The organism is Actinoallomurus iriomotensis (assembly GCF_030269445.1).
GTDB lineage: Bacteria > Actinomycetota > Actinomycetes > Streptosporangiales > Streptosporangiaceae > Actinoallomurus > Actinoallomurus iriomotensis.
This window is the reverse complement of record NZ_BSTJ01000012.1, coordinates 158,978-179,551: the sequence shown is the minus strand read 5'-3', so window position 1 is coordinate 179,551 and position 20,574 is coordinate 158,978. Positions and strand designations below refer to the sequence as shown.

General features: G+C 69.0%; 15 protein-coding genes and 1 tRNA gene. 6 read left to right on the top strand and 10 right to left on the bottom strand.

The features are described from left to right. Positions 1-85 precede the first annotated feature (85 nt). A complete protein-coding gene (locus QSK37_RS39660) occupies positions 86-3,355 on the bottom strand; it encodes an AfsR/SARP family transcriptional regulator (protein WP_285631589.1) in 3,270 nt (1,089 codons plus the stop codon). A 78-nt stretch (positions 3,356-3,433) separates the two neighbouring features. On the opposite strand from QSK37_RS39660, the gene QSK37_RS39655 reads away from it, so the two are divergent. Further along, positions 3,434-3,643, top strand: a complete 210-nt coding sequence (locus QSK37_RS39655; protein WP_285631587.1) for a DUF397 domain-containing protein — start codon at positions 3,434-3,436, stop codon at positions 3,641-3,643. A 76-nt stretch (positions 3,644-3,719) separates the two neighbouring features. On the opposite strand, the gene QSK37_RS39650 is transcribed toward QSK37_RS39655, so the two are convergent. Continuing rightward, positions 3,720-4,592: a helix-turn-helix domain-containing protein gene (locus QSK37_RS39650; protein ID WP_285631584.1), complete on the bottom strand. Its 873-nt coding sequence runs from the start codon at positions 4,590-4,592 to the stop codon at positions 3,720-3,722. 320 nt (positions 4,593-4,912) lie between these two features. On the opposite strand from QSK37_RS39650, the gene QSK37_RS39645 reads away from it, so the two are divergent. Beyond that, positions 4,913-5,464 (top strand): hypothetical protein, encoded by a 552-nt coding sequence (locus tag QSK37_RS39645; RefSeq protein WP_285631580.1) that lies wholly within the window; start codon positions 4,913-4,915, stop codon positions 5,462-5,464. 69 nt (positions 5,465-5,533) lie between these two features. Here the strand turns inward: QSK37_RS39645 and QSK37_RS39640 are convergent, their stop codons facing one another. From QSK37_RS39640 to topA, 4 genes are all read right to left on the bottom strand, one after another. Continuing rightward, a complete protein-coding gene (locus QSK37_RS39640; protein WP_285631578.1) occupies positions 5,534-7,249 on the bottom strand; it encodes a S8 family peptidase in 1,716 nt (571 codons plus the stop codon). A 134-nt stretch (positions 7,250-7,383) separates the two neighbouring features. After that, positions 7,384-8,538: a DNA polymerase III subunit delta' gene (locus tag QSK37_RS39635; protein ID WP_285631575.1), complete on the bottom strand. Its 1,155-nt coding sequence runs from the start codon at positions 8,536-8,538 to the stop codon at positions 7,384-7,386. 21 nt (positions 8,539-8,559) lie between these two features. Further along, positions 8,560-10,578, bottom strand: coding sequence for a dTMP kinase (gene tmk / locus QSK37_RS39630; protein WP_285631572.1), 2,019 nt, complete (start codon positions 10,576-10,578; stop codon positions 8,560-8,562). 28 nt (positions 10,579-10,606) lie between these two features. Continuing rightward, positions 10,607-13,240, bottom strand: a complete 2,634-nt coding sequence (topA, locus tag QSK37_RS39625; protein WP_285631569.1) for a type I DNA topoisomerase — start codon at positions 13,238-13,240, stop codon at positions 10,607-10,609. 143 nt (positions 13,241-13,383) lie between these two features. On the opposite strand from topA, the gene QSK37_RS39620 reads away from it, so the two are divergent. After that, on the top strand, positions 13,384-13,569 hold the full coding sequence (locus QSK37_RS39620; RefSeq protein WP_285578209.1) for a DUF5703 family protein: 186 nt from the start codon (positions 13,384-13,386) through the stop codon (positions 13,567-13,569). Between the two features lie 174 nt (positions 13,570-13,743). Here QSK37_RS39620 and QSK37_RS39615 read toward each other — a convergent pair whose 3' ends face one another. From QSK37_RS39615 to QSK37_RS39605, 3 genes are all read right to left on the bottom strand, one after another. Further along, complete coding sequence (locus QSK37_RS39615) at positions 13,744-15,165, bottom strand: chaplin family protein (RefSeq protein ID WP_285631566.1); 1,422 nt, start codon at positions 15,163-15,165, stop codon at positions 13,744-13,746. Positions 15,166-15,289: 124 nt separating this feature from the next. Further along, entirely contained in the window at positions 15,290-16,060 is a 771-nt protein-coding gene (locus QSK37_RS39610; protein WP_285631564.1) for a hypothetical protein, read from the bottom strand. Between the two features lie 95 nt (positions 16,061-16,155). Then, the gene (locus QSK37_RS39605; RefSeq protein WP_285631561.1) at positions 16,156-17,463 is read right to left on the bottom strand and encodes a M20/M25/M40 family metallo-hydrolase; all 1,308 of its coding nucleotides are present in this window, start codon (positions 17,461-17,463) and stop codon (positions 16,156-16,158) included. Positions 17,464-17,640: 177 nt separating this feature from the next. On the opposite strand from QSK37_RS39605, the gene QSK37_RS39600 reads away from it, so the two are divergent. Further along, positions 17,641-17,729, top strand: a tRNA-Leu gene (locus tag QSK37_RS39600). A gap of 111 nt (positions 17,730-17,840) precedes the next feature. Here the strand turns inward: QSK37_RS39600 and QSK37_RS39595 are convergent. Continuing rightward, positions 17,841-18,908 (bottom strand): alpha/beta hydrolase, encoded by a 1,068-nt coding sequence (locus QSK37_RS39595; protein ID WP_285631558.1) that lies wholly within the window; start codon positions 18,906-18,908, stop codon positions 17,841-17,843. Positions 18,909-19,200: 292 nt separating this feature from the next. On the opposite strand from QSK37_RS39595, the gene QSK37_RS39590 reads away from it, so the two are divergent. Next, on the top strand, positions 19,201-20,232 hold the full coding sequence (locus QSK37_RS39590; protein ID WP_285631555.1) for a hypothetical protein: 1,032 nt from the start codon (positions 19,201-19,203) through the stop codon (positions 20,230-20,232). A 28-nt stretch (positions 20,233-20,260) separates the two neighbouring features. Then, positions 20,261-20,479, top strand: coding sequence for a helix-turn-helix domain-containing protein (locus QSK37_RS39585; RefSeq protein ID WP_285631552.1), 219 nt, complete (start codon positions 20,261-20,263; stop codon positions 20,477-20,479). The last annotated feature ends 95 nt before the right edge of the window (positions 20,480-20,574 follow it).

The following is a 20,574-nucleotide window of genomic DNA, read 5'->3' as shown; positions in this document are numbered from 1 at the left end:
CTATGGACAACTGCTCCAACGAGCATAGAGGCTCACGGAGCTCCAGCGCACCAAAACCGAAAAAACGTCCGTGCCCGAATCTGGCTCAGGAGTCGGCTAAGTCGATGAGGTCGAGACGCACTTTGACCGCTTCGATCTCCGGGACGATGTTCAACTGTAAGAACAGGTCGTATGCCTGGCGCCAGTAGATGCGTGCGGCGTCGTGTCCCTTGGTCAGGTTGGTGACGTGGCCGATCCCGCTCAGCGCCTGGGCCTCGAGGTAGGGGTCGCTGATCTGTCTGGCGTCCCTGCGGGCGGCCCGGTAGTTCTCGGCGGCGGCCGGATATTGCCCCATGCCGACGCGGACGTCCGCGATGCCGAGCATCCCGCGTATCTTCTCACTCGTATTGTTAATCGTCTTGGCCACGGCCATCGCGGAACGGTGACGAATCAGCGCCTCGTTGTACTGTTCCATACCGGTGAGCGCCAAGCCCATATTGTTCAGCACGTTCGACTCGTTGATCCGGTCGCCCATGGCGGAGAACTCGGCGAGGGCCTCGCCATAATACTTCAGCGCGGTGTCGTGCCGGCCGCGATAACGCGCCACGTCGCCGAGATTATTGTTGAGAATTGCCTTGTTTCGCCGCCCGGTCAGCGTCCGGTAGATGTCGCGGGACTTCTGGTACAACTCGTACGCGTCGCGGTGGTAGCCGAGCAGCAGATGGGTATGGGCGAGATTGCTCAGTGTCGTGGCCTCGCCGCGGATGTCGCCGATGGCGTGGAAACTGTCGAGGGCGTCGTGGAAACTGCGCAGCGCCTCTTGGTGCCGCCCGATCTGGGCGAGCATCATGCCCAGGTGGTTGAGGCACTCCCCCTTTGCGCGAGTGTCACCGATCTCGCGGTAGAGGTCGAGCGACTCGCCGCAGTACGCGAGCGCCTCCCGGTATCTCGACGAAGACCACGCCAGCAGCCCGATCTGATCGAGGGCGGCGGCCTTGAGCGCCGGGTCGCGTACACGGTGCGCGATCTGCTCGGCTTCGGTCGCGTTGGCGAGCGCCTCGTCCATCCGTCCCAGCCGCCACTGCACCACGGCGAGGTTGAAGCGCAGTTGGGCGACCGCCCTCGGACGCTCCAGTTCGAGCGCGACGTTCAGGGCGCGCCGGTGGATCGTCTCCGCCTCCTCCCACTGGGAGACGGAGTCGAAGTAACGTGCCACCGTCCTGGCGTAGTCGATGGCATGACCGTTCCACGCGTGGTCGGCCGCGTACTGAACCAGGGCGGCGACGTTCTTCGACTCGGCGGAGAGCCACCTCGCCGCCGCGTCCTCGTCCTCGAACGGCTCCACCGACACCGACCCGTCGGCCGCGGCGACCTCGTCGCGGGTGTGGTGCGGAAACAGCGCACGGTCGGCCAGGTCGGCCTTCAGCAGGTAGTAGTCGAGCGTCCGCCCCACCGCACGGCGCGCGTCGAAGTCCGGGTCCTCCCGCGGCGGAAGGGCCATGGCGTATCTCCGGACCAGGTCGTGAAACCGGAACCGGCCCGGTGAGATCTCCTCGATCAGATAGTGGTCGACGAAGTCGGTGAGGCTCCGTTCGGCGTCGGCGGCCGAAATTCCGGCGAGGGCCGCGACGGCGGGAGCGGTCAGCTCCGGTACCGGGCTCAACCCCAGCCGCCGGAAGACGCGGCGCTGGGTCACCGGCAGGTCGCGATACGAGAGCGCGAACGTCGCAGCAAGAGCGGGAGCCTGCAGGTCGGCGATGTCCTCGTGGGGATGGCGCAGTTGCTCGACGAGGGTTTCGATCGAAGGGACCTGCCGGTCGCGCAGCCGGGTCGCGGCCAGCCGGACCGCGAGCGGCAGCCCGCCGCAGAGCCGTACGGCGTCGGCGACCGAGTCGGCCACGGCGACCGCCGGTTCCGCGATGCGGGTGAACAGGGCGACGGCGTCGTCCGTCGGCAGGATGTCGAGACGATGGTGGCCGCCTTCGATTCCCGCCAGGTGACGGCGGCTGGTGATGATCACATGGCAGTCGGAGGTTCCGGGAAGGAGCGGGCGGACCTGGTTCTCACCGGCGGCGTCATCGAGGATGAGCAGGACCCTGCGGCCTTCCATGACCTCACGCCACATCCGGGTGCGGTCGGCCGTGCCCTGCGGGATGCCGTTCGGCGCGATGCCGGCCAGTTGGAGGAGCTTGGACAGCGCGGCCGCCGTGCCCTCCGGCAGGTGTTGCGCGTCATGGCCACGCAGGGGCAGGAAGAAGCATCCGTCGGGGAAGTGTTCGGCGAGCGCGTGGGCGGCCTTGACGGCGAGGGCGGTCTTGCCGACGCTGGGCATGCCCTCGATCACCACGACGCCGCCCGCCCTGCCGAGATCGACCAGCGCGGCGAGTTCCGCCGCCCGCCCGGTGAACTCCGGTACCGGGGGCGGCAGCCGGTCGAGCCCGGGTATCGACTCCGCCGAGGCCCGTTGGGGCCCGGCGACGGACGGGTCGTGCCGCCGGATGTTGTCGAAAAGGGTCTGGAGCCGGGGAGAGGGCGCCGTGCCGGTGTCCTCTCGAAGCAGGCGCCTCGTAGTGCGGTAGAGCCCGATCGCGTCGGCCTGCCGGCCGCACCGGTAATAGGCGATCATCAACTGTCCGACGAAGAATTCGTCCAGCGGATATCGAGCGATCAGGTCGACCAGGAAACCGACGATCTCCGCGTGGTTTCCGGTGGCGAGTTCGATCTCGACCAGTTCCCGGGCCATCACCCGGTAGTCGTCGTCGAGCCTCACTCCCACCTGATCGACCCATTCACCGGAAATACCGGTCAGCGGCTCTGCTCGCCACAGGCTCACGCCCTCGCGCAGCAGCTCGATCGCCTCTCTGGTGTTGCCGTCTCGCCTGCGGGAAATGGCCTGCGCGCGGAGCGCACGAGACCGGCAGAGATCGACACACTCACGAGGGACCTCCAGCGCGTACGCGCCGGGCGCCGCGACCAGCCGGACGGTGTCGGCGACGCCGTACTTCTTGAACCGTCTCCGCAACCGTGACAGATCGGTCTGCAGGCTCTGCCGTACCTCGGCCGGCGGATTCTCACCCCACACGCGGTCGATCAGGGTGTCCACGGAGACCGGGCGCCCCTCGGCGAGCAGGAGAACGGCGAGGAGCAGCCGCTCTTTGGCGGTCCCGAGATCCATTCGATTTCCGGTCAGCCAGAATTCGATTGGTCCGAGTACCCGGAATTCCACCGGACCCCTCCGTACGATGCTCCCCACGTGATATTTACTATTTCCTCCTTTCTCAATGCGAAACCGTCGAATAACTGTTCGACCTGGGCAAATGGATCTTTCTCGGCGCGACTCGGCCGTGACATGCCCGGTCTCCGGCCAGATTTCCACCCGGTTTTCCGCCAGCGGCGTAGCCCATGGTCGGTTCAGGAGGCGGCGAGAGACCGCCTCGACGAGAAAGGGGGCCCCATGAGTGAAGCCATGGAGCGGATGATGCTGGAGGCGGCGGAGTTCCACAGCGCGTGCAGCGTCGGCGGGTGCGTCGAGGTCGCGATAACGGAGGTCGTGGCTGTCCGCGACTCGAAGGCCGGACCGGACGGACCCGTCCTTTGGTTCACCCGCGCCGAGTGGAAGGACTTCGTGGCCGCGGTCAAGACCGACCAGTTCGCCATCGACTGAACCAGTGGAGAACGACGTGCGGGCGCTGGCCGACACCGGCGCCCGTGCCCGGTCCCGAACGAAGGCGAACACGCGGTCAGTCTCCGTTCGACCGGAACTCAGCGCACAGCGCACCAAGAAAAGCCCGCGCCTCATCACCGAAGATGGCGGCTTTTCTCAAGGTGGACCAGCGGATCTCATACACCGTGACGTCGTTGGCCGACCTGAGCGTCTGCCAGCCGTGATCGTTCTCCACCAGGACGAGAGCGTTCTCATCGTCGCCGCCATCGTCGTAGATCGAGAAGCCATGAGAGAACGGCGTGTCGGCTTTAGAGAAAGGGACCAGCCCGATCGAGACGTTGTCGAGCGTGCTCAGTACCGCGACCCGGTCCAGCTGAGCGATCGCCTCCGACGGCGAACCTGGTCGCCAGCGAAGGGCGCCTTCCCCGATGAGGAACTCGAACTGACGTCCATCCTCATGCAGGACGAGCTGACGGTCGAGCCTGGCGGCGACGGCGGCAGGGACGCTCGTCTGTGGAGTGTAGATCTTGAACATGCTGAAAACGCGCTTGGCGTACGCGGGAGTCTGCAACAGGCCGGGGACGACCGCAGACTGAAAGATCCGCGTCCGAAGCGCCTCCTCTTCTCGTCGGCCGACCTCGTCCTGCACATGTGGGCGACCTTCGAGAGCCGCTTGCCAGGTCTCCACGCCACCGCGAGTCGCCTCGACGAGGTCCGCCAGCATCCGTTCCACCTCGTCGGAGGCGCCGACGGCGCGTGCCCAGGCGACGACCTCGGTCACCGACGGCTGGGCCGAGCCGGCTTCGATCCGCGACACCTTCGACTGGCTGATGCCGATCCGCTGGGCAAGGGCACGACCGCTGATCCCACTCAGGTCTCGCAGGACACGCAGTTCGTTGGCCAGACGTCGTCGCTTCTCATACGCCGCGTCACGCCCGTCAACCGCCATCGACATCACCTCAGCCTCTATCGCGATTCAGTGATGCATGACAAGTAATCGCCGACAGACACCCGCCATGTACACCGGAGAGTGAACCACTCCGGCGTGATCTCGTCAAACCCGCCTAAGCGCCGATTTGAGGGTGTAGCGTGCGCGGCGTCCACCTCCAGCTGCCGAGCCTAGAGCTAGACAGGTGATTCAGAATGATTCATGAGCTTCTCGCCGAGCAGTCGATCCAACGGCGCCCCCGACACCGCGGCATCGTCGCCGTTGACATCGAAGATTCGACCCGGCGTACCGACCCGTCCAAAGCGCAGTTGCGCCAGTCCATGTACGACCTGTTCGAACGGTCTTTGAACGCCGGCGGCATCACCGCCTCCCGTAGAGACCCTCTTGTGGATCGCGGAGACAGTGTTCTGGCGCTGGCCCATCCGGTGGACTTCGTCCCGAAGACCGCGCTGCTGGACACCGTCGTCCCTACCCTGGGCATGCTGCTCACCGAGCACAATCGGCGTCACCCGGCGCAGCGGTTCCGGCTGCGCATGGTCGTCCACGCCGGAGAAGTGACTTTCGATGACCGAGGTTGCTTCGGCGAGGCCCTCGACGTCGCGTTCCGGCTCTTGGACGCCGGCCAGGTGAAGCGGATCCTGCGCAACACCGACGCTCCGATGGTGCTCGTGGTCTCCGACGACGTCCACCGCTCCGTCGTACGCCACGGTTATGACGGCATTGACCCCAAGGCGTTCAGTCGGCTACTGCTGCCGCGCACCTCAAACCTGGTGCGTTCGGCGTGGGTTCGGGTGATCGGCGCGTCTCAGGGGCTCCCTGAATGGCCCGGTGGCCCAGTCGCGAGGATGGAGGACTACCGGCGGCGGGCGTGATCCTCCGGCCGCGTGGGGCCGTACGTGAAAGGGGCGCCCCGGACGGGACGCCCCTTTCGAAACGGGAGATCAGTGCGAGACGGCGCCCAGGGCGTCGATGATGCCGTGGCCGTAGAAGCCGTTCCGCTTCTTGCCGCCCTCACACGTGTGCGTGGTCGTCACCTTCTTGTACGTGCCGTCCGACTGCAGGACGTACCGCGTGTAGGTGTACGCGGCCGGGGTCGGGCAGGCGTGTTCGGTGGCGGTGCCCTCCAGGATCGACTCCGCGCGGTCCGGGGACAGGGTGAGGCCGCCGTGGACGCGGTCGCGCTGGCCGTACCGGCTCACGATCAGTGCCACCACGCCCGTCGCGTGCGGGGAGGCCATCGACGTGCCCTGCAGATACTGGTAATAGCCGCACGTCGAGCCCTTGCATGAGCGGACCACGTACGGCACGTTCGGGGTGCCGTCCGGGTTGAGCTCGCCGCGCTGCTCGGCCAATGACTTCGGGTACGCCGCCAGGATCGCCTTGGTCACGTCCGCCTTGCCGTCCGGCGTGTCGTAGGAGTCGCCGCCCGGGGCCGACACCGCGACGTAGCCGTTGCCGTAGTCGGAGTAGTACGACTTGCGGGTGCTGATGCCCAGGGCCGAGACCGCGATGACGTTCTTGCCCTCACTCGGCTCCGAGACGCAGGACGGCGGGATGGTCCGCTCGTACGGGGCCTCGCCGGGCGTGGCCACGTAGTCCGGACTGGAGGCGTCGACGATGGTCTTGGTGTAGTCGGTGGCGCCGTTGCCGGCCGCCGAGACCAGCGAGACGCCGTGCCGGTGCGCGTACGCCAGCGCCCGCTCCGAGGCCTCGATGACCGTACGCTGCTCGGCCTGGTACTCCGGCGAGTCGGCCGGGTTGTCCACGCAGTTGAACAGCCACGGATCGGTGTAGAAGCTCATGTTGACCACGTCGATCCCGTGGTCCGCCGAGTAGGTCAGGGCGTCGACCACCGGCTGCAGGAAGAAGTATCCGGAGTCCTGCCCGGCCCGGACGTTCACCAGCGTCACGTTCGGCGCGACGCCCGCCATGCCGAGGCCGTTCAGCGGCGAGGCGATCGTCGAGGCGACGTGCGTGCCGTGCTCGTTGTCGTCCTCGTCGACCGGGTCGACGCAGGAGGGGTGCTCGCACGGCCCGTCGACCTCGGTGCCGTCGGCGTCGACCGGGATGTCGGTGGTGAAGTTCCGGCTCAGCGCGCGGTCGAAGTTCGGCGCGATGTCCGGGTGGGTGCCGTCGATGCCGGTGTCGATCACGCCGACGAGTACGCGGCGGTCGCCCGGCTCCTTCTTGTACGAGCCGCCGGTCGTCGCGTGGATCAGCTTCATGTCCCACTGGCGGTCGGCGAGCGGTTCCGCCGATCGTTTGTGGGAGGCGCCGGCCGTACGGGTGCCGCTGCGGCCCTCCTTCTCCACCGCCTGCGCCTTGGCCGCGGCGGCGTGCTGGAGCTTGGGCGCCTCTCCGACCGCTCGGTTGCGCGCGACGCCGTCCACCGCCGCCTGCTTGCGCGCGTCGGTGAGGAACGCCGTGTTGGCCGACCGTACGGTGGCCACGCCGATCGCGGTGTTCTCCTTGACGATGGTGCCACCGGCCGCCGCGACGGCCGAGTGCGCCTTCGCCAGGGACACCCCGTCCTTGTAGAGGACGACGTACTCGCTCGTCCGGCCGTGTGTCGTGTTACTGCTGGGACCCGCCTGCGCGGGTACCGCGAGCGCCGCCGTGACGGCGGCGCAGGCTGCGAGGACTATGGCGCGCCGCACCGCACACCTCCATTGGATTTACCAAGAAACAGTAAAGACCTGGAGGCATCAGATACGGTCAGCGCGGCTAAAGTCCAGTGCTGCGTCTTATGTGAGCCATGGCCGCTTTTGGTCACTTATGAGAAAGGTGCAGGTCAGCCGGTACGCAGGGCCATCGTCATGGCCTCCACCGCGAGCTGCGGATTCACGTTGGCCTCCAGCCGCTCGCGGCAGGTCATGATCGCCTCGAGCCGCTGCAGGGTCGCCTCCGGGGTGCCGCGGTAGGCCCGCAGCTCGCGCGCCCGCTCGGCGTTGACCAGAGTGACGTCCGCGCCGAGCTGGACGGCCAGCAGGTCGCGGTAGTACGAGGCGAGGTCGAGCAGCGCACGGTCGAGCGCGTCGCGCTTCATCCGCGTGGCCCGCGACTTCTGCCGGTCCTCCAGCTCCTTGAGCGCGCCGGCCGTGCCCCGGGGCATCCGGCCCTTGGCGCTCTCCCCCAGCGCCTGGCGCAGCGCGGCCGTCTCGGTGGCGTCCAGCTCGGCGCCGGCCGCCTTGGCCTCCGCCTCCGCCGCCTTGACCAGCGCCTCGGCCGCCGCGACCGCGGGCCCGAGGCCGGTCAGCCGCGATGGTACGGCGAGAACCTCCGCCCGGCGCCGCCGGGCCTCCTCATCGGTGGCGAGCCGCCGGGCCCGCCCGATGTGCCCCTGCGCGGCGCGCGCCGCCTGCTCCGCGACGTCGGGGTCGATGCCGTCCCGGAGCACGAGCACGTCGGCGACCGCGTCGGCGGGCGGCGTGCGGAGCGTCACGAGACGGCAGCGGGACCGGATGGTGACCACCAGGTCGTCCGGCGACGGCGCGCACAGCAGCCACACCGTACGGGCGGGCGGCTCCTCGATCGCCTTGAGCAGGGCGTTGGCGGCCTGTTCGGTGGACCGGTCGGCGTCCTCGAACAGCACGACGCGCCACCGGCCGCCGGTCGGCGACGACGCCGCGCGCAGCACCAGTTCGCGGGTCTCGCGCACGCCGTACGACAGCCCGGCGGGGCGGACGACCTCGACGTCGGCGTGGGTGCCCGACAGCACCTGGTGGCAGGAGGCGCAGTGGCCGCAGCCCAGGTCGGGACACAGCAGCGCGGCGGCGAACGCCCGCGCCGCGACCGACCGCCCCGAACCCGGCGGCCCGGTGAACAGCCACGCGTGGGTCATCCCCCCGCCGCCCGCACCGGCCAGCGCGTCGGCGCCCGCGCGCGCGGCGGCCTCCAGCTGCTCGATGACGGGCCCCTGGCCCACCAGGTCGTCGTAGACGGTCACGCGTCGATGGTAGTGCGCCGGTCAGTCCTTGATGGCGGGCATCGTGCTGGTCTCGTCCTCGGCGCTGGCCGGGACCGGGTCGGGCAGGATGGCGCGGACCCGGTCGTGGATCTGCCGGGAGATCTCCGGCTGCGCCCGCGTGCCGTCGATCACCAGGTAGCGGTGCGGTTCGGCGTCGGCGAGCGCGCGGAACCCGCGGCGTACGCGCTCGTGGAACTCGCGCGGCTCGGACTCGATCCGGTCGGCCGGCGAGGCGAACCGGGTCAGGCCGACGTCGGACGGGACGTCCAGCACGATCGTCAGGTCGGGCACGAGGCCGCTCGTCGCCCAGCGGTTGATCTCGGCGATCTCGGTGACCTTCAGCTCGCGGCCGGCGCCCTGGTAGGCGAGGGAGGAGTCGACGTAGCGGTCGGTGACCACGATCGCGCCCCGCCGCAGCGCCGGCTGGATGACCTCGGCGACGTGCTGGGCGCGGTCCGCGGCGTACAGGAGGGTCTCGGCCCGCGACGACAGCCCCGAGCTCTGCTTGTCGAGCAGCAGGGCGCGCAGCCGCATGCCCATCTTCGTCGAGCCGGGCTCACGCGTCATGACGACGTCGAAGCCCTGGTCGCGCAGCCAGATCGACAGCAGCCGCGCCTGCGTGGTCTTGCCGGCGCCCTCGCCGCCCTCGAAGGCGATGAACATGCCGTGTTCGCGGCCGGGCTCCTCCGGCGTGTAGCGCTCGCCGCGCAGCGCCGCCACGAAGTCGCGGACCAGCGGGATGCCCCGGCGGTCGTCCATGTGCCGGTACGCGATCAGACCGACGATGACCGCGACCAGGGCGGCGATCACCAGTACGACGTTGGGGCCGTCGAAGCGGTAGACGTTCTTGCCGGGCAGGGTGAACCGGTGGTCGCCGACCGCGCCGGCGATGAAGGGCACCGCGGCGACCACGAGGAGCAGCACGACCCGTACGAGCGACTGCAGGAACGCCCACGTGCGGCCACGGACGCTGTCCTCCACCTCCAGGCCGATCAGCGTGTAGCCGACCACCCAGGCGATGCCCGCGCCCGCGCCGCACACCGCGGTCAGCAGCGCCACGATCACGAGGTTCGGGATGAGGGCGATCAGCGCCAGAGCGATGCCCGCGCCGATGATCGCCAGGCCGAAGAGCCGCCGGCGGCTGAACTCCTGCAGGATGCGGGGTGCCAGGAACATGCCCACGGCCATCCCGACGAAGACCATCCCGAAGACCACGCCGTACGCCGCGTCGCCGCCGCCGAGCGCCTTGACGTAGACCTTGGCGATGCCGATCACGGCGCCGCCGGCCGCGAAGGCGCCGAGGATGCCGATGGTCAGGCCGCGGACCAGCGCGGTGGAGCCGACGAACTTCCAGCCCGCCACGATCTGCTTGAGGATCGAGGGCACCGACACCTGGCCGCGCCGCTTGGGAATCTCCCGGAGCGAGAAGATCGTCGCCGCGGACACCAGGAACGTGACGGCGTTGATGTACAGCGCCAGGTTGGCCTGCTGCTGCGGGTGTTCGAAGAGCACCTTGGAGATCAGCGCCAGCACCGAGAACATCGCCGCCGCGACCGGCGCCGAGCCGTACGTCGAGACGAGGCTGATCTGGTTGGCGCGCTCGAGTTGCTCCTTGGGGACGATGTTCGGGATCGAGGCCTCCTTGGCCGGGATCCAGAACAGCGTCACGACCTCGATCAGGAACGTCGCGATGTAGAGCCAGTCGAGACGCCCCACGATCGGGATCGACAGGAACAGCGCGAACCGCAGGATGTCCGCGACCACCATCGTGATGCGGCGGTCGAACCGGTCCGCGACCGCGCCCGCGAGCGGGCCGAAGACCAGGGCGGGCAGCAGCTTGACGACGAGCACGCCGCCGATGGCGTAATTCTCCGCCGCGCCCTTGGTCAGCGAGCCGGCCAGCGCCGTGAGCGCGAGAATGCTCAGCCAGTCGCCGAAACTCGACAATGACAGGGCGATCCACAGCCGCCGGAACGGCTTGATCGAAAGCACACCGGCCGAGCTGCCCGTTCTGGTCATTGTGTCAGAGTATCGACACCGGGCCCTGTCAGGAGCGGGACTTGGCGGGTCGTTTCCTCGTCGTCTTCTTACCGCCACCTGCGGCGACCTTCTCGCGACGCTCGGCGAGCAACTCCAGTGCGCGCTGTACGGTTATCGACTCCACTTCGTCGCCTTTACGAAGGCTGGCGTTCGTCTCCCCGTCGGTCACATAAGGACCGAAACGCCCCTCCTTGACCACGATCTGCCGACCGGTGCCGGTGTCCTCGCCCAGTTCACGCAGCGGCGGTGCGGAGGCGGCCCGCCCGCGCCCGCGCTGCTTCGGCTGCGCGAAGATCTCCTTGGCCTCCTCCAGGGTGACCGTGAAGAGCTGCTCCTCCGACTGCAGCGAACGGCTGTCGGTGCCCTTCTTCAGGTACGGGCCGAACCGGCCGTTCTGCGCCGTGACGGGCTCACCGTCGAGGTCGCCCAGCAGACGGGGCAGCGACAGCAGCTTCAGCGCGTCGTCGAGCGTGACAGTGTCGAGCGACATCGACCCCAGCAGCGAGGCCGTGCGCGGCTTCGCCGACTTCGGCGCGTCGTCGGGCAGCACCTCGGTGACGTATGGCCCGAACCGGCCGGTCTTGGCGATGACGACGTGCCCGGTGCCGGGGTCGACGCCGAGTTCGCGGTCGCCGCTGGGCTGCGCGAACAGCTCCTCGGCCTTCTCGGCGGTCAGCTCGTCCGGCGCGATGTCCTCGGGGATGTTCACCCGCTGGCCGTCGCGGTCGAGGTACGGGCCGTAGCGGCCGACCCGGATCATGATGTCGGTGTCGGAGATCGGGAAGGAGCTGATCTCCTTGGCGTCGATCTCCCCCAGGTCGGAGACCAGCTGCTTGAGTCCCTCGCCGCCGTTGCCGTGGTAGAAGGTCTGCAGCCAGCGGACCCGCTCGGCCTCGCCCTGGGCGATCTTGTCGAGGACGTCCTCCATCTGCGCGGTGAAGTCGTAGTCGACCAGGTGGCCGAAGTGCTTCTCCAGGAGGTTCACCACGGCGAACGCCAGGAAGGAGGGCACCAGGGCGGTGCCCTTCTTGAACACGTAGCCGCGGTCGAGGATGGTGCCGATGATGCTGGCGTACGTCGACGGCCGCCCGATCTCCCGGTCCTCCAGCTCCTTGACCAGGCTCGCCTCGGTGTAGCGGGCGGGCGGCCGGGTGGAGTGGCCCTCGGCGGAGAGCTCGCTCGCGGTGAGCGGGTCGGCCTCCTCCAGGGCCGGCAGCCGGCGCTCCTGGTCGTCCAGGTCCGACGCCGGGTCGTCGGCGCCCTCGACGTAGGCCTTGAGGAAGCCGTAGAAGGTGATGATCTTTCCGGAGGCGCCGAACTCGGCGGTCTCCCCCGCGGTGGACTCACCCGTGACGCGCACCGACACCGACTGGCCGGCCGCGTCCTTCATCTGGCTGGCGACCGTACGCTTCCAGATCAGCTCGTACAGCCGGAACTGGTCGCCGGACAGGCCGGTCTCGCCCGGCGTACGGAACGTGTCGCCGGACGGGCGGATCGCCTCGTGCGCCTCCTGGGCGTTCTTGACCTTGCTGCGGTAGACGCGCGGCTTGTCCGGGATGTAGTCGGCGCCGTACAGCGTCTGCGCCTGCGCGCGGGCGGCCTTGATCGCGGTCTCGGACAGCTGGATGCTGTCGGTACGCATATAGGTGATGAAGCCGTTCTCGTACAGCTTCTGGGCGACCTGCATCGTGTACTTGGCCGAGAAGCCCAGCTTGCGGCTGGCCTCCTGCTGGAGCGTCGTCGTACGGAACGGGGCGTACGGGCTGCGCTTGTACGGCTTGCGCTCGACGGACTTGACCGCGTACGGCCGGTCGCGCAGGCGTGCGGCGAGGCCCTGGGCGCTCTCCTCGTCGAGGTGGAGGATCTCGTCGGACTTGATCCGGCCCCGGGCGGTGAAGTCGCGGCCCTGGGCGACGCGCTTGCCGTCGAGCGCCACGAGCGTGGCGTCGAAGCTGGACGGCTCCTCCGGCTTGCCGGTCTCGAAGGTCGCGGCCAGGTCCCAGTAGCTCGCCGGGACGAACGCGATCCGCTCGCGTTCGCGCTCGACGACCAGCCGGGTGGCGACGCTCTGCACACGGCCCGCCGAAAGCTTCGGCATGACCTTCTTCCACAGCACCGGGCTGATCTCGTAGCCGTACAGCCGGTCGAGGATCCGGCGGGTCTCCTGGGCGTCGACGAGCTTGATGTTCAGCTCGCGGGGGGTGCGGGCGGCGTCGCGGATGGCGTCGGGAGTGATCTCGTGGAACACCATTCGGTGCACCGGCACCTTGGGCTTGAGCACCTCCTGCAGGTGCCACGCGATGGCTTCACCCTCGCGGTCCTCATCGGTGGCGAGGAGGAGTTCGTCGGCCTCTTGGAGGAGTTTCTTGAGCTTGGCGACCTGCTGCTTCTTGTCGGCGTTGACAACATAAAGCGGCTCGAAGTCATGATCGACGTTGACCCCGAGTCGCGCCCACGCCTCGCCCTTGAGTTTCGACGGGATATCCGCTGCTCTCTCGGGGAGATCGCGGATATGGCCGATACTGGACTCCACGACGTACCCGCTGCCGAGATAACCCGCGATGGTCTTGGCCTTCGCGGGTGACTCGACGATCACCAGCCGGGTGCCGCCTGGCTGCTTTGTGCCGTTCCTGTCGGGCACGATGCCTGAACCTCGCAAGTCTCGACTCGGGCGGGAGTCGCTCGGGTGCCGTTCCGCGGTCAACGGTGAGAAACAGTAGACCGGTTCCGCGGAAGAGGGTCCTCGCCCCCCGTTAGGACCCTAGACGGAGCAGAATAAGGGCAATGCTTGAGTACTCCTACCTAGTACTGCGTCTGCCGCGCGGCACGACACGTGACGCCGCCAGGCAGATCCTGGTCGAGCATGCCGAGCACGGTGGGTGGGAGCTTGTCCGCGTCCGTGTCTACCCGGACGGCAGACGCCGAATCCAGCTGCGCCGAAAGGTCATCCGCGCGAAGCGTACCCTCTGACCGGCGGCCACCCCTTGTCTCCTTCGACGCTACATCAATGTTCCGAAGACGTGACCCGGGGCCGCCGAGGCGCCTCCCCCCTTTAATAGGGCTTTGCCTGCCCCGGGCCATGGCTCCGGGACAGGCAAAGCGGTCCTGCTCACCTCGCGGGGCCGACCCCCGCGACGTTGTCGGTCAGCGGCCGGACCGGCGGCCCAGACGGCGGGCCACCGAGATCGTGCCGGCCGAGGCGGCGAACATGCCGCCCAGCGCCAGCGCCATCAGCGCGCCGTTCCGCGCGCTCGTCGAGGACTCGGCCGCGGCGAGGCCGACCGGCGGGAGCTGCTTCGGCGGGCCGCCCACGACCGGAACGTTCAGACCGCCGCCGAGCGGGTTCGCCACCCCGGCGGACTGCAAGTTCATCCCCTGCGGAAGCTTCGGCAGGGCGGGCGTGGCGCCCATCGCGACCGGCAGGGCGCCGGTGCGCAGCGACGCGGGGTCGACCGGAAGCTGCGGCAGGCCGCTCATCCGCGCGCTGTACGGGGTGACGCAGTCGTCGCCGTACCCGCCGGAGGTGGCGCCGCAGCTGCCGAGCGCGTGCCCGACGACCGCGACGGCGTTGCCGCACGCGTCCACGGGCGCGGTGATCGGCGCGTGGACCTGGTTGCCGCCGCCGATGCTGCCGACGCCGGACGTACGGCCGTGGAAGCCGCCGGACGACGGGTAGGCGCCCGGCAGGGCCCCCTGGCAGCCCGCGACCGCGCGGCCGAGGACGGCCGCGGCGTTGCCGCAGACGTCGACCGGCGCGGTGATCGGCGCGTGGACCTGGTTGCCGCCGCCGATGCTGCCGACGCCCGAGGTACGGCCGTGGAAGCCGTGGTGCCCGTAGTACCCGCCCGGTCCGCCGACGCTCGCCCCGCCCTGGCAGCCGGCGAGCGCGTTGCCGATGGCGTTGCCGCAGACGTTGATGGGCGCGTTGACCGGCGCGTGGACCTGGTTGCCGCCCAGGATGCTGTGCCGGCCGGACGTACGGCCGCCGCCGCTGGTGCGGTAGCCGCTCGGCGCGACGCCGGCGCCGCCCCGGCAGCCGGCGAGCGCGTCACCGATCACCGCTGCGGTGTTGCCGCAGATGTTGACGGGCGCGGTGATCGGCGCGTTCACCTGGTTGCCGCCCAGGACGCTGTGGCGACCGGAGGTGTGGCCGTGACCGCCGCTGAGGCGGTAGCCCGTTACCGCCGCGCCGCCCCGGCAGCCGGCCAGCGAGCCGCCGATGACCGCGACCGCGTTGCCGCAGGCGTTGATCGGAGCGGTGATCGGCGCGTTGATCTGGTTGCCGCCGCCGATGCTGTGCCGGCCGGACGTGTGGCCGTTGCCGCCGCCGAAGCGGTAGCCGTTGACCGCCGCGCCGCCCCGGGATCCGGCGACCGCGTGGCCGATGGCCGCGACGGAGTTGCCGCTGACGTTAACCGGAACGGAGATCGGGGCATTGACCTGGTTACCGCCCAGGACGCTGCCGTCGCCGTCGGTCCCGTCGGCAAGGGCCGGAACGGCCCCGAGCGCGACGAAGCTCGCGGTGAGCAGGGTGGCACCTGCGGCGCCTTTCGCCCACATACGCATGTGATGCTCCTCATTTGGACAGGATTGACCGAACAACTTCTCGGGGTGGGTACGGCACGACCGCCTGGACCGCGGGCGTGCCGAAAACCGGTCCGTGTCATGCGTACGGACCGGTGGTGGGGTCCTAGTCAGGGGAGAAGGAGGGCTCGTCCGCCGCGGTGCGGACGACCGGGGGAAGCACGCCGGTGCGCAGGATGGGGATGGCGGGACGGCTGAGTGCCGTGACCGGCTCGGTCCTGCGGCGGACCCCGGCCGGATGGAAGCCGCCGAAGCCGTCGCCGCCGGCGGACGAGGGCGGCACTTGCCCTCGCTGCGGCAGCGGCCGCCTCGGGGCGGACGGCGCGTGCACCCGCTGGTGCGGCACGCGCTGGTGCGCCACGCGATCGGTGGAGACCTTCTCGGACGCCCCCGTTACGACGTGCGGCCCGATGTGGATCATCGGTCCGCCGGAGACTCCGGCTCGGGAACCGGCGCCGCCGTGTCGTTGTGTCCGAGAAGGGCCAGCCGAGCCCACCGGCGTGCGGGGCCGCGGCTTTTCCTTCACCGCGGGTGGCAGGGCGAGGATCGCCGGCGGACGGGCGGGCGTGAGAACCGTTCCGGACTCTTCGGTCTTTCTCTGCACGGCCGGGACGACACCGCGCGTGTCCAGCACGTCGGCCGCGAGTGCGGTCACGTGATCGACGGGCGCGGCGACGCTGGGAAGGCGTGCTCCCGGAACGGTGTCGGCGTGCGCCTGGTCGGCGTGTGCGTGACCGGCGACGCCCAGCAGCCAGCCGGCGACCGCGATGCCCGCCATGGTGAGCAGGCGCCGGATCACCGGCCTGGGCGTCAGGGTGCCCGGACAGCGTGCGACCGCGGAGGCGAACCTCCACACTCGCGACCGTCCAGAAACCACGCGCCCTCCTTGGCGTTGACCACCGTCACGGAGCGCGAGTGCGCTCCGTACGGTGGGTTACCGTAGCACCACGGAGAGCGATCATTGTGGCTGATTCAGATGTGGTCGAGAAAATGGTCGAGGACGCGGACGCCGAAACGGAGCCCGTCGACCGGAACTCGTTCGTCGATGCCGTGGAACATGCCGGAGAAGTCGAGATCTTTCGGAAGTTTCAGCGGCGCGAAGCCGTAGCACTTCATCCCCAGCGTCGAGAACGACTTGGCGTCCGTACCGCCCGAAAGGCAGTACGGAACCGGGCGCGCCTGCGGATCGTGCGCGCGCAGCGCCGCCGCCATCGCCTCGACCAGCGGCCCCTCCCACTCGGTCTCCACGGCGATGTCGTGGTGCACGAACTCCCGGCTCACGTGCTCGCCCAGCAGCTCGTCGACCGTGTCGAAGAACTCCTCCTCGTGCCCGGGCAGGAACCTGCCGTCCACCTGAGCGATCGCGGTCTGCGGGATGACGTTCGCCTTGTAGCCGCCACCCAGGACGGTCGGATTCAGGGTGTTCCTGAGTGTCGCGCCGATCATCCTCTTCAGCGGACCCAGGCCCTCGACCGTCTTCTCCACGTCGTCCGGGTCGAACTCCGTCCCGTTCGCCTCGCAGAGCTCCTCCAGGAAGGCCCGCACCGTCTTCGTCAGCTGGATCGGGAACTCGTGCTCCCCCAGCCGCCCGACCGCCGCCGCCAGCGCGGTGACGGCGTTGTCGTGGTGCACCATCGAGCCGTGGCCCGCGGTGCCCGTGGCGGTCAGCCGCATCCACGCCAGGCCCTTCTCGGCCGTCTCGATGAGATACAGACGCTGGTCGTTCGGGAGGGTCAGGCTGAACCCGCCGACCTCGCCGATCGCCTCGGTGCAGCCCTCGAACAGCTCCGGGTGATTGTCGACCAGCCAGTGCGCGCCCCAGGTGCCGCCGGCCTCCTCGTCGGCGAGGAAGGCCAGGACGACGTCCCTCTCGGGCCGCCTGCCCTGCCTCAGCCGCTCGCGCATGACGGCCAGGACCATCGCGTCCATGTCCTTCATGTCGACCGCGCCACGGCCCCAGACACAGCCGTCGGCGACCTCACCGCCGAAGGGGTCACGGGTCCAGTCGTCCTTCTGGGCCGGCACGACGTCGAGATGCCCGTGGATGAGGAGGGCGTCTCTCTCCGGGTCGGCCCCCTCGACCCGCACGACCACACTCGACCGCTTCTCGTGCGACTCGTAGATCTTCGGCTCGAGCCCGACGTCGGCGAGCTTCTCCGCGACGTACTCCGCGGCCTGACGCTCCCCGGGACCACTGTGATCCCCGGGGTTGCTGGTGTCGATGCGTATGAGCTCGCTGCACAGCTCGACGACCTCGTCCTCCGCCGAAGGGTGACTCACGGTGATCCTCCTTCTGTCGACTTCCGCAGCGTCTGCCGACTTCCGCGGCTTGTTGCAGGCTTCGGCCCATCCTCCCCCAGGGGCCGTGCCGCCCCGCACGGCCGCCTGCGACTTCGCGGCATCACCGGGGATTTGCTATCGTGTGGCAGCCGCTGCGGGAGACCGCAGGCTCACCACGTCCGGGTGGCGGAATAGGCAGACGCGCTAGCTTGAGGTGCTAGTGCCCTTCACGGGGCATGGGGGTTCAAGTCCCCCCTCGGACACCACAGTTCGCCCACGCTGTCCGCGTTGAGACTTGTCTCGGCGCGGACGACGCGTTCGTGGGGCATGTACGTCAGACCCTGGCTCGTGGCCGGGCCGCCGCATGGACGATCTCGTCAGCGACCGGTTCGGAAGAAGCTCATGACGCGGGGCAGGTAGTCGGCGAGGGAGCGGACGGCGTACCGCCAGTCGTGGGTGCCGATCAGGTAGCCGTGCCAGTGGTAGGCGACTCCCGCATTGTCGGCAGCTCGCTTGAAGCACAGGTTGGACTGGTGGAGAAGCGCCTCCATGGCCGCGGTGCCGAGTACGGAGACGCTGCTCAGGTCGCCGGCCGCGGGCACACCGGTGCTGGTGTAGAGGTCGATGCGCGTACCGTCGAGCTTGCCGATGATGCTTCCCGGATCGTGTGCCTTCCAGTTCGCCGCATCGGTCAGGGGGTTGCCGAAGGGAGCGAAGGGTTCGACCTGATTCAGGCCGGTCATGATGGCCGAGATGAGAACATCTGCCCCGACCACGCACACTGGTCCGTGGTGGATGTCGACCGCTCCGGAGAACGCGGCGGCGGCGCCGTACAGGTCGGGGTGGCGTGCGGCGTACGACATCGACCCGAAGCCTCCTTGAGAGACGCCGGTGATGGCGCGACCCGCGCGGGAGCGCTTGGTACGGAAGTGGGTGTCGATCCAGGGCACCAGCTCCCTGGTGTGGAAGGTCTCCCAGTTCTCCACACCCAGACGCGTCGACTTGTCGACCCAGTCGGTGTAGAAGCCGCCACCGTCGCCGTTGTAGCCGCCGTCAGGGATCACCACGATGAGCCCCAGCTTCTGGGTCAACGTCACGACGCGGGTGTTGTTCACTATTTCATTCGCGGTGTTGCTGGTGCCTGGGAGCTCGTAGAGCACCGGATAGCGACGGTGGGGGTGCTCGCTGTAGCCCGCGGGTAGGACGACGTCGACGCTCACGGGGGTCTTGGTCGACATGGCCAGCGACGGCGTCGAGACCGTGTACTTGATCACCCGCGGGCCGTCGTGTGTCGTGCCGCGCACGGTGATCGCGGCTGCGGCACCCGCACGAGTCGGAGTACTGGAGGCGGCGCTGGTCGTGGCGGCCTGTGCGGGTCCAACGGCCACCGGCACGGCGAGGCCGACAATGAGCGCCGCTGCTGACGCACCGACTGAGAGCTTCATACCTCGGTTAACGGTACGAAGTGGAATTGGTTATGTGCCTGTTCCCATGTTCGCCGGGGCTCGAACCCGCCGATGAAACCGGCAGTGAACTCGAATGCCGTCGCGCTCGTATGAACGAATAAGGGTGACGTTCTGCCGAGCCGCCTCGGTACGGTCTGAGTGTTGCCGCGCAACGTCGTGCGGTCCCGGGCGTACCGGCGGAGATCAGCCGCCTTCCACGGACAGAAAGGCAGCCACCACGATGCCGCGTCAGCCGAAGCATCACCGCAGTTCAGAAACTGACACGGGCACCGTGAAGAACACGGACGCGTCTTCGGAATCTGGATCGGGCGAACGCACGAATCAGCTCGGCGTCCGCCGGCCGGTCGAGTTGCCGGATGTGGACATCCACGCCGCCGCGGAACTCGTCACGGCGGATTCCGCGTCAGCGGCGAAGAGCGGTGCTCCCGCTGCTTCCGCCTCCGCCGGCGAGACGGCCGGCGGCCTGAAGGAGAAGACCGGCGACGCCGGGGCGCAATCCACGGCCGCGGCGGAGGCGAAGGAGCCCGAGCCCGTTTCGCCGACGGCTGTGGATCCCGATACGGGAGACGGCGGGATGCCTCCCGGCCGGCCTAAGAAGCCCATGCTGGCCGCCGCCGGGATCGGCGGGGCCATTCTGCTGGCGATCCCGATCCTGCTGGTCGGGCGGGGCTCGCACGATCACGAGAAACAACGGACCGACGCCGCGGGCAACATGCTCGCGCCGGACGGCGGTCAGCAGCCGCCGGGCGCGTTCGTCCCCGCCTCGCCGTCGGCCACCGCATCCCCTTCCACCTCCTCTTCCGCGTCACCGTCGGCATCCGCGAAGGCCAAGTCCAGCGCCAAGCCCAAGGGCAAGAGCAAGGGCAAGACGCTCGCCGAGCCCAAGCGTTCGGCCAAGAAAGGCTCGTCCGCCAGTCGGGTGAGCGCCAACAGCGTGCCGTCGAGCGAGCTGCCGAAGTCGGGCGGAGCGCCCTATGCCCTTGAGGTCCACTCCGCGCTGGACCTCCACCCGGGCGACACGTGGCGGACGAATGTCATCGCCCTCACCATGCAGCGCGGCGGGAACCTCGTGCTGCGCAACAAGAGGGGCAGGATCATCTGGTCCTCCGGGACACACCGGGCCGGGGTCTACTGCGAGCTCCAGACCGACGGCAACCTGGTCATCTACGCCGGTAAGCGAACGGCGGTCTGGGCCGCGGGGACCTACGGCCACCCCAATGCCACGCTGGTCCTCCAGGCCGACTCCAACATGGTGATCTACGACGGCCACAACGCGATCTGGGCGACCAACACCCAGGCGTAGTAGCGGACCGGCCATTCCAGGTAAAACGGTGCTCGACGCCCTGCTTGAGGAGGGCAGCGTGATGGGCGCCGCAGAGCGGCTGCGGCCGTCCTCGCCCGCGATCAGCCGTACGCGCGGTCGGCTGCGCACCGTGACCGGCGACGACAGCCTGGTGCGCACCGGCCACTCGATGATCCCGACGCCGTACGCGCTGGAGGTCCGGGAGGACGCGCACCGCGGTGGGATCGGCGAGCGGCTCCGGCCTTGACCGGCTTTCGTGGCGCTGCATCTTTACCCGTACTCGACCTCGACAAACGCCATTCGCCGGAAAAGCCTTGATCATAAAGTGCCGGTCAACCGAAA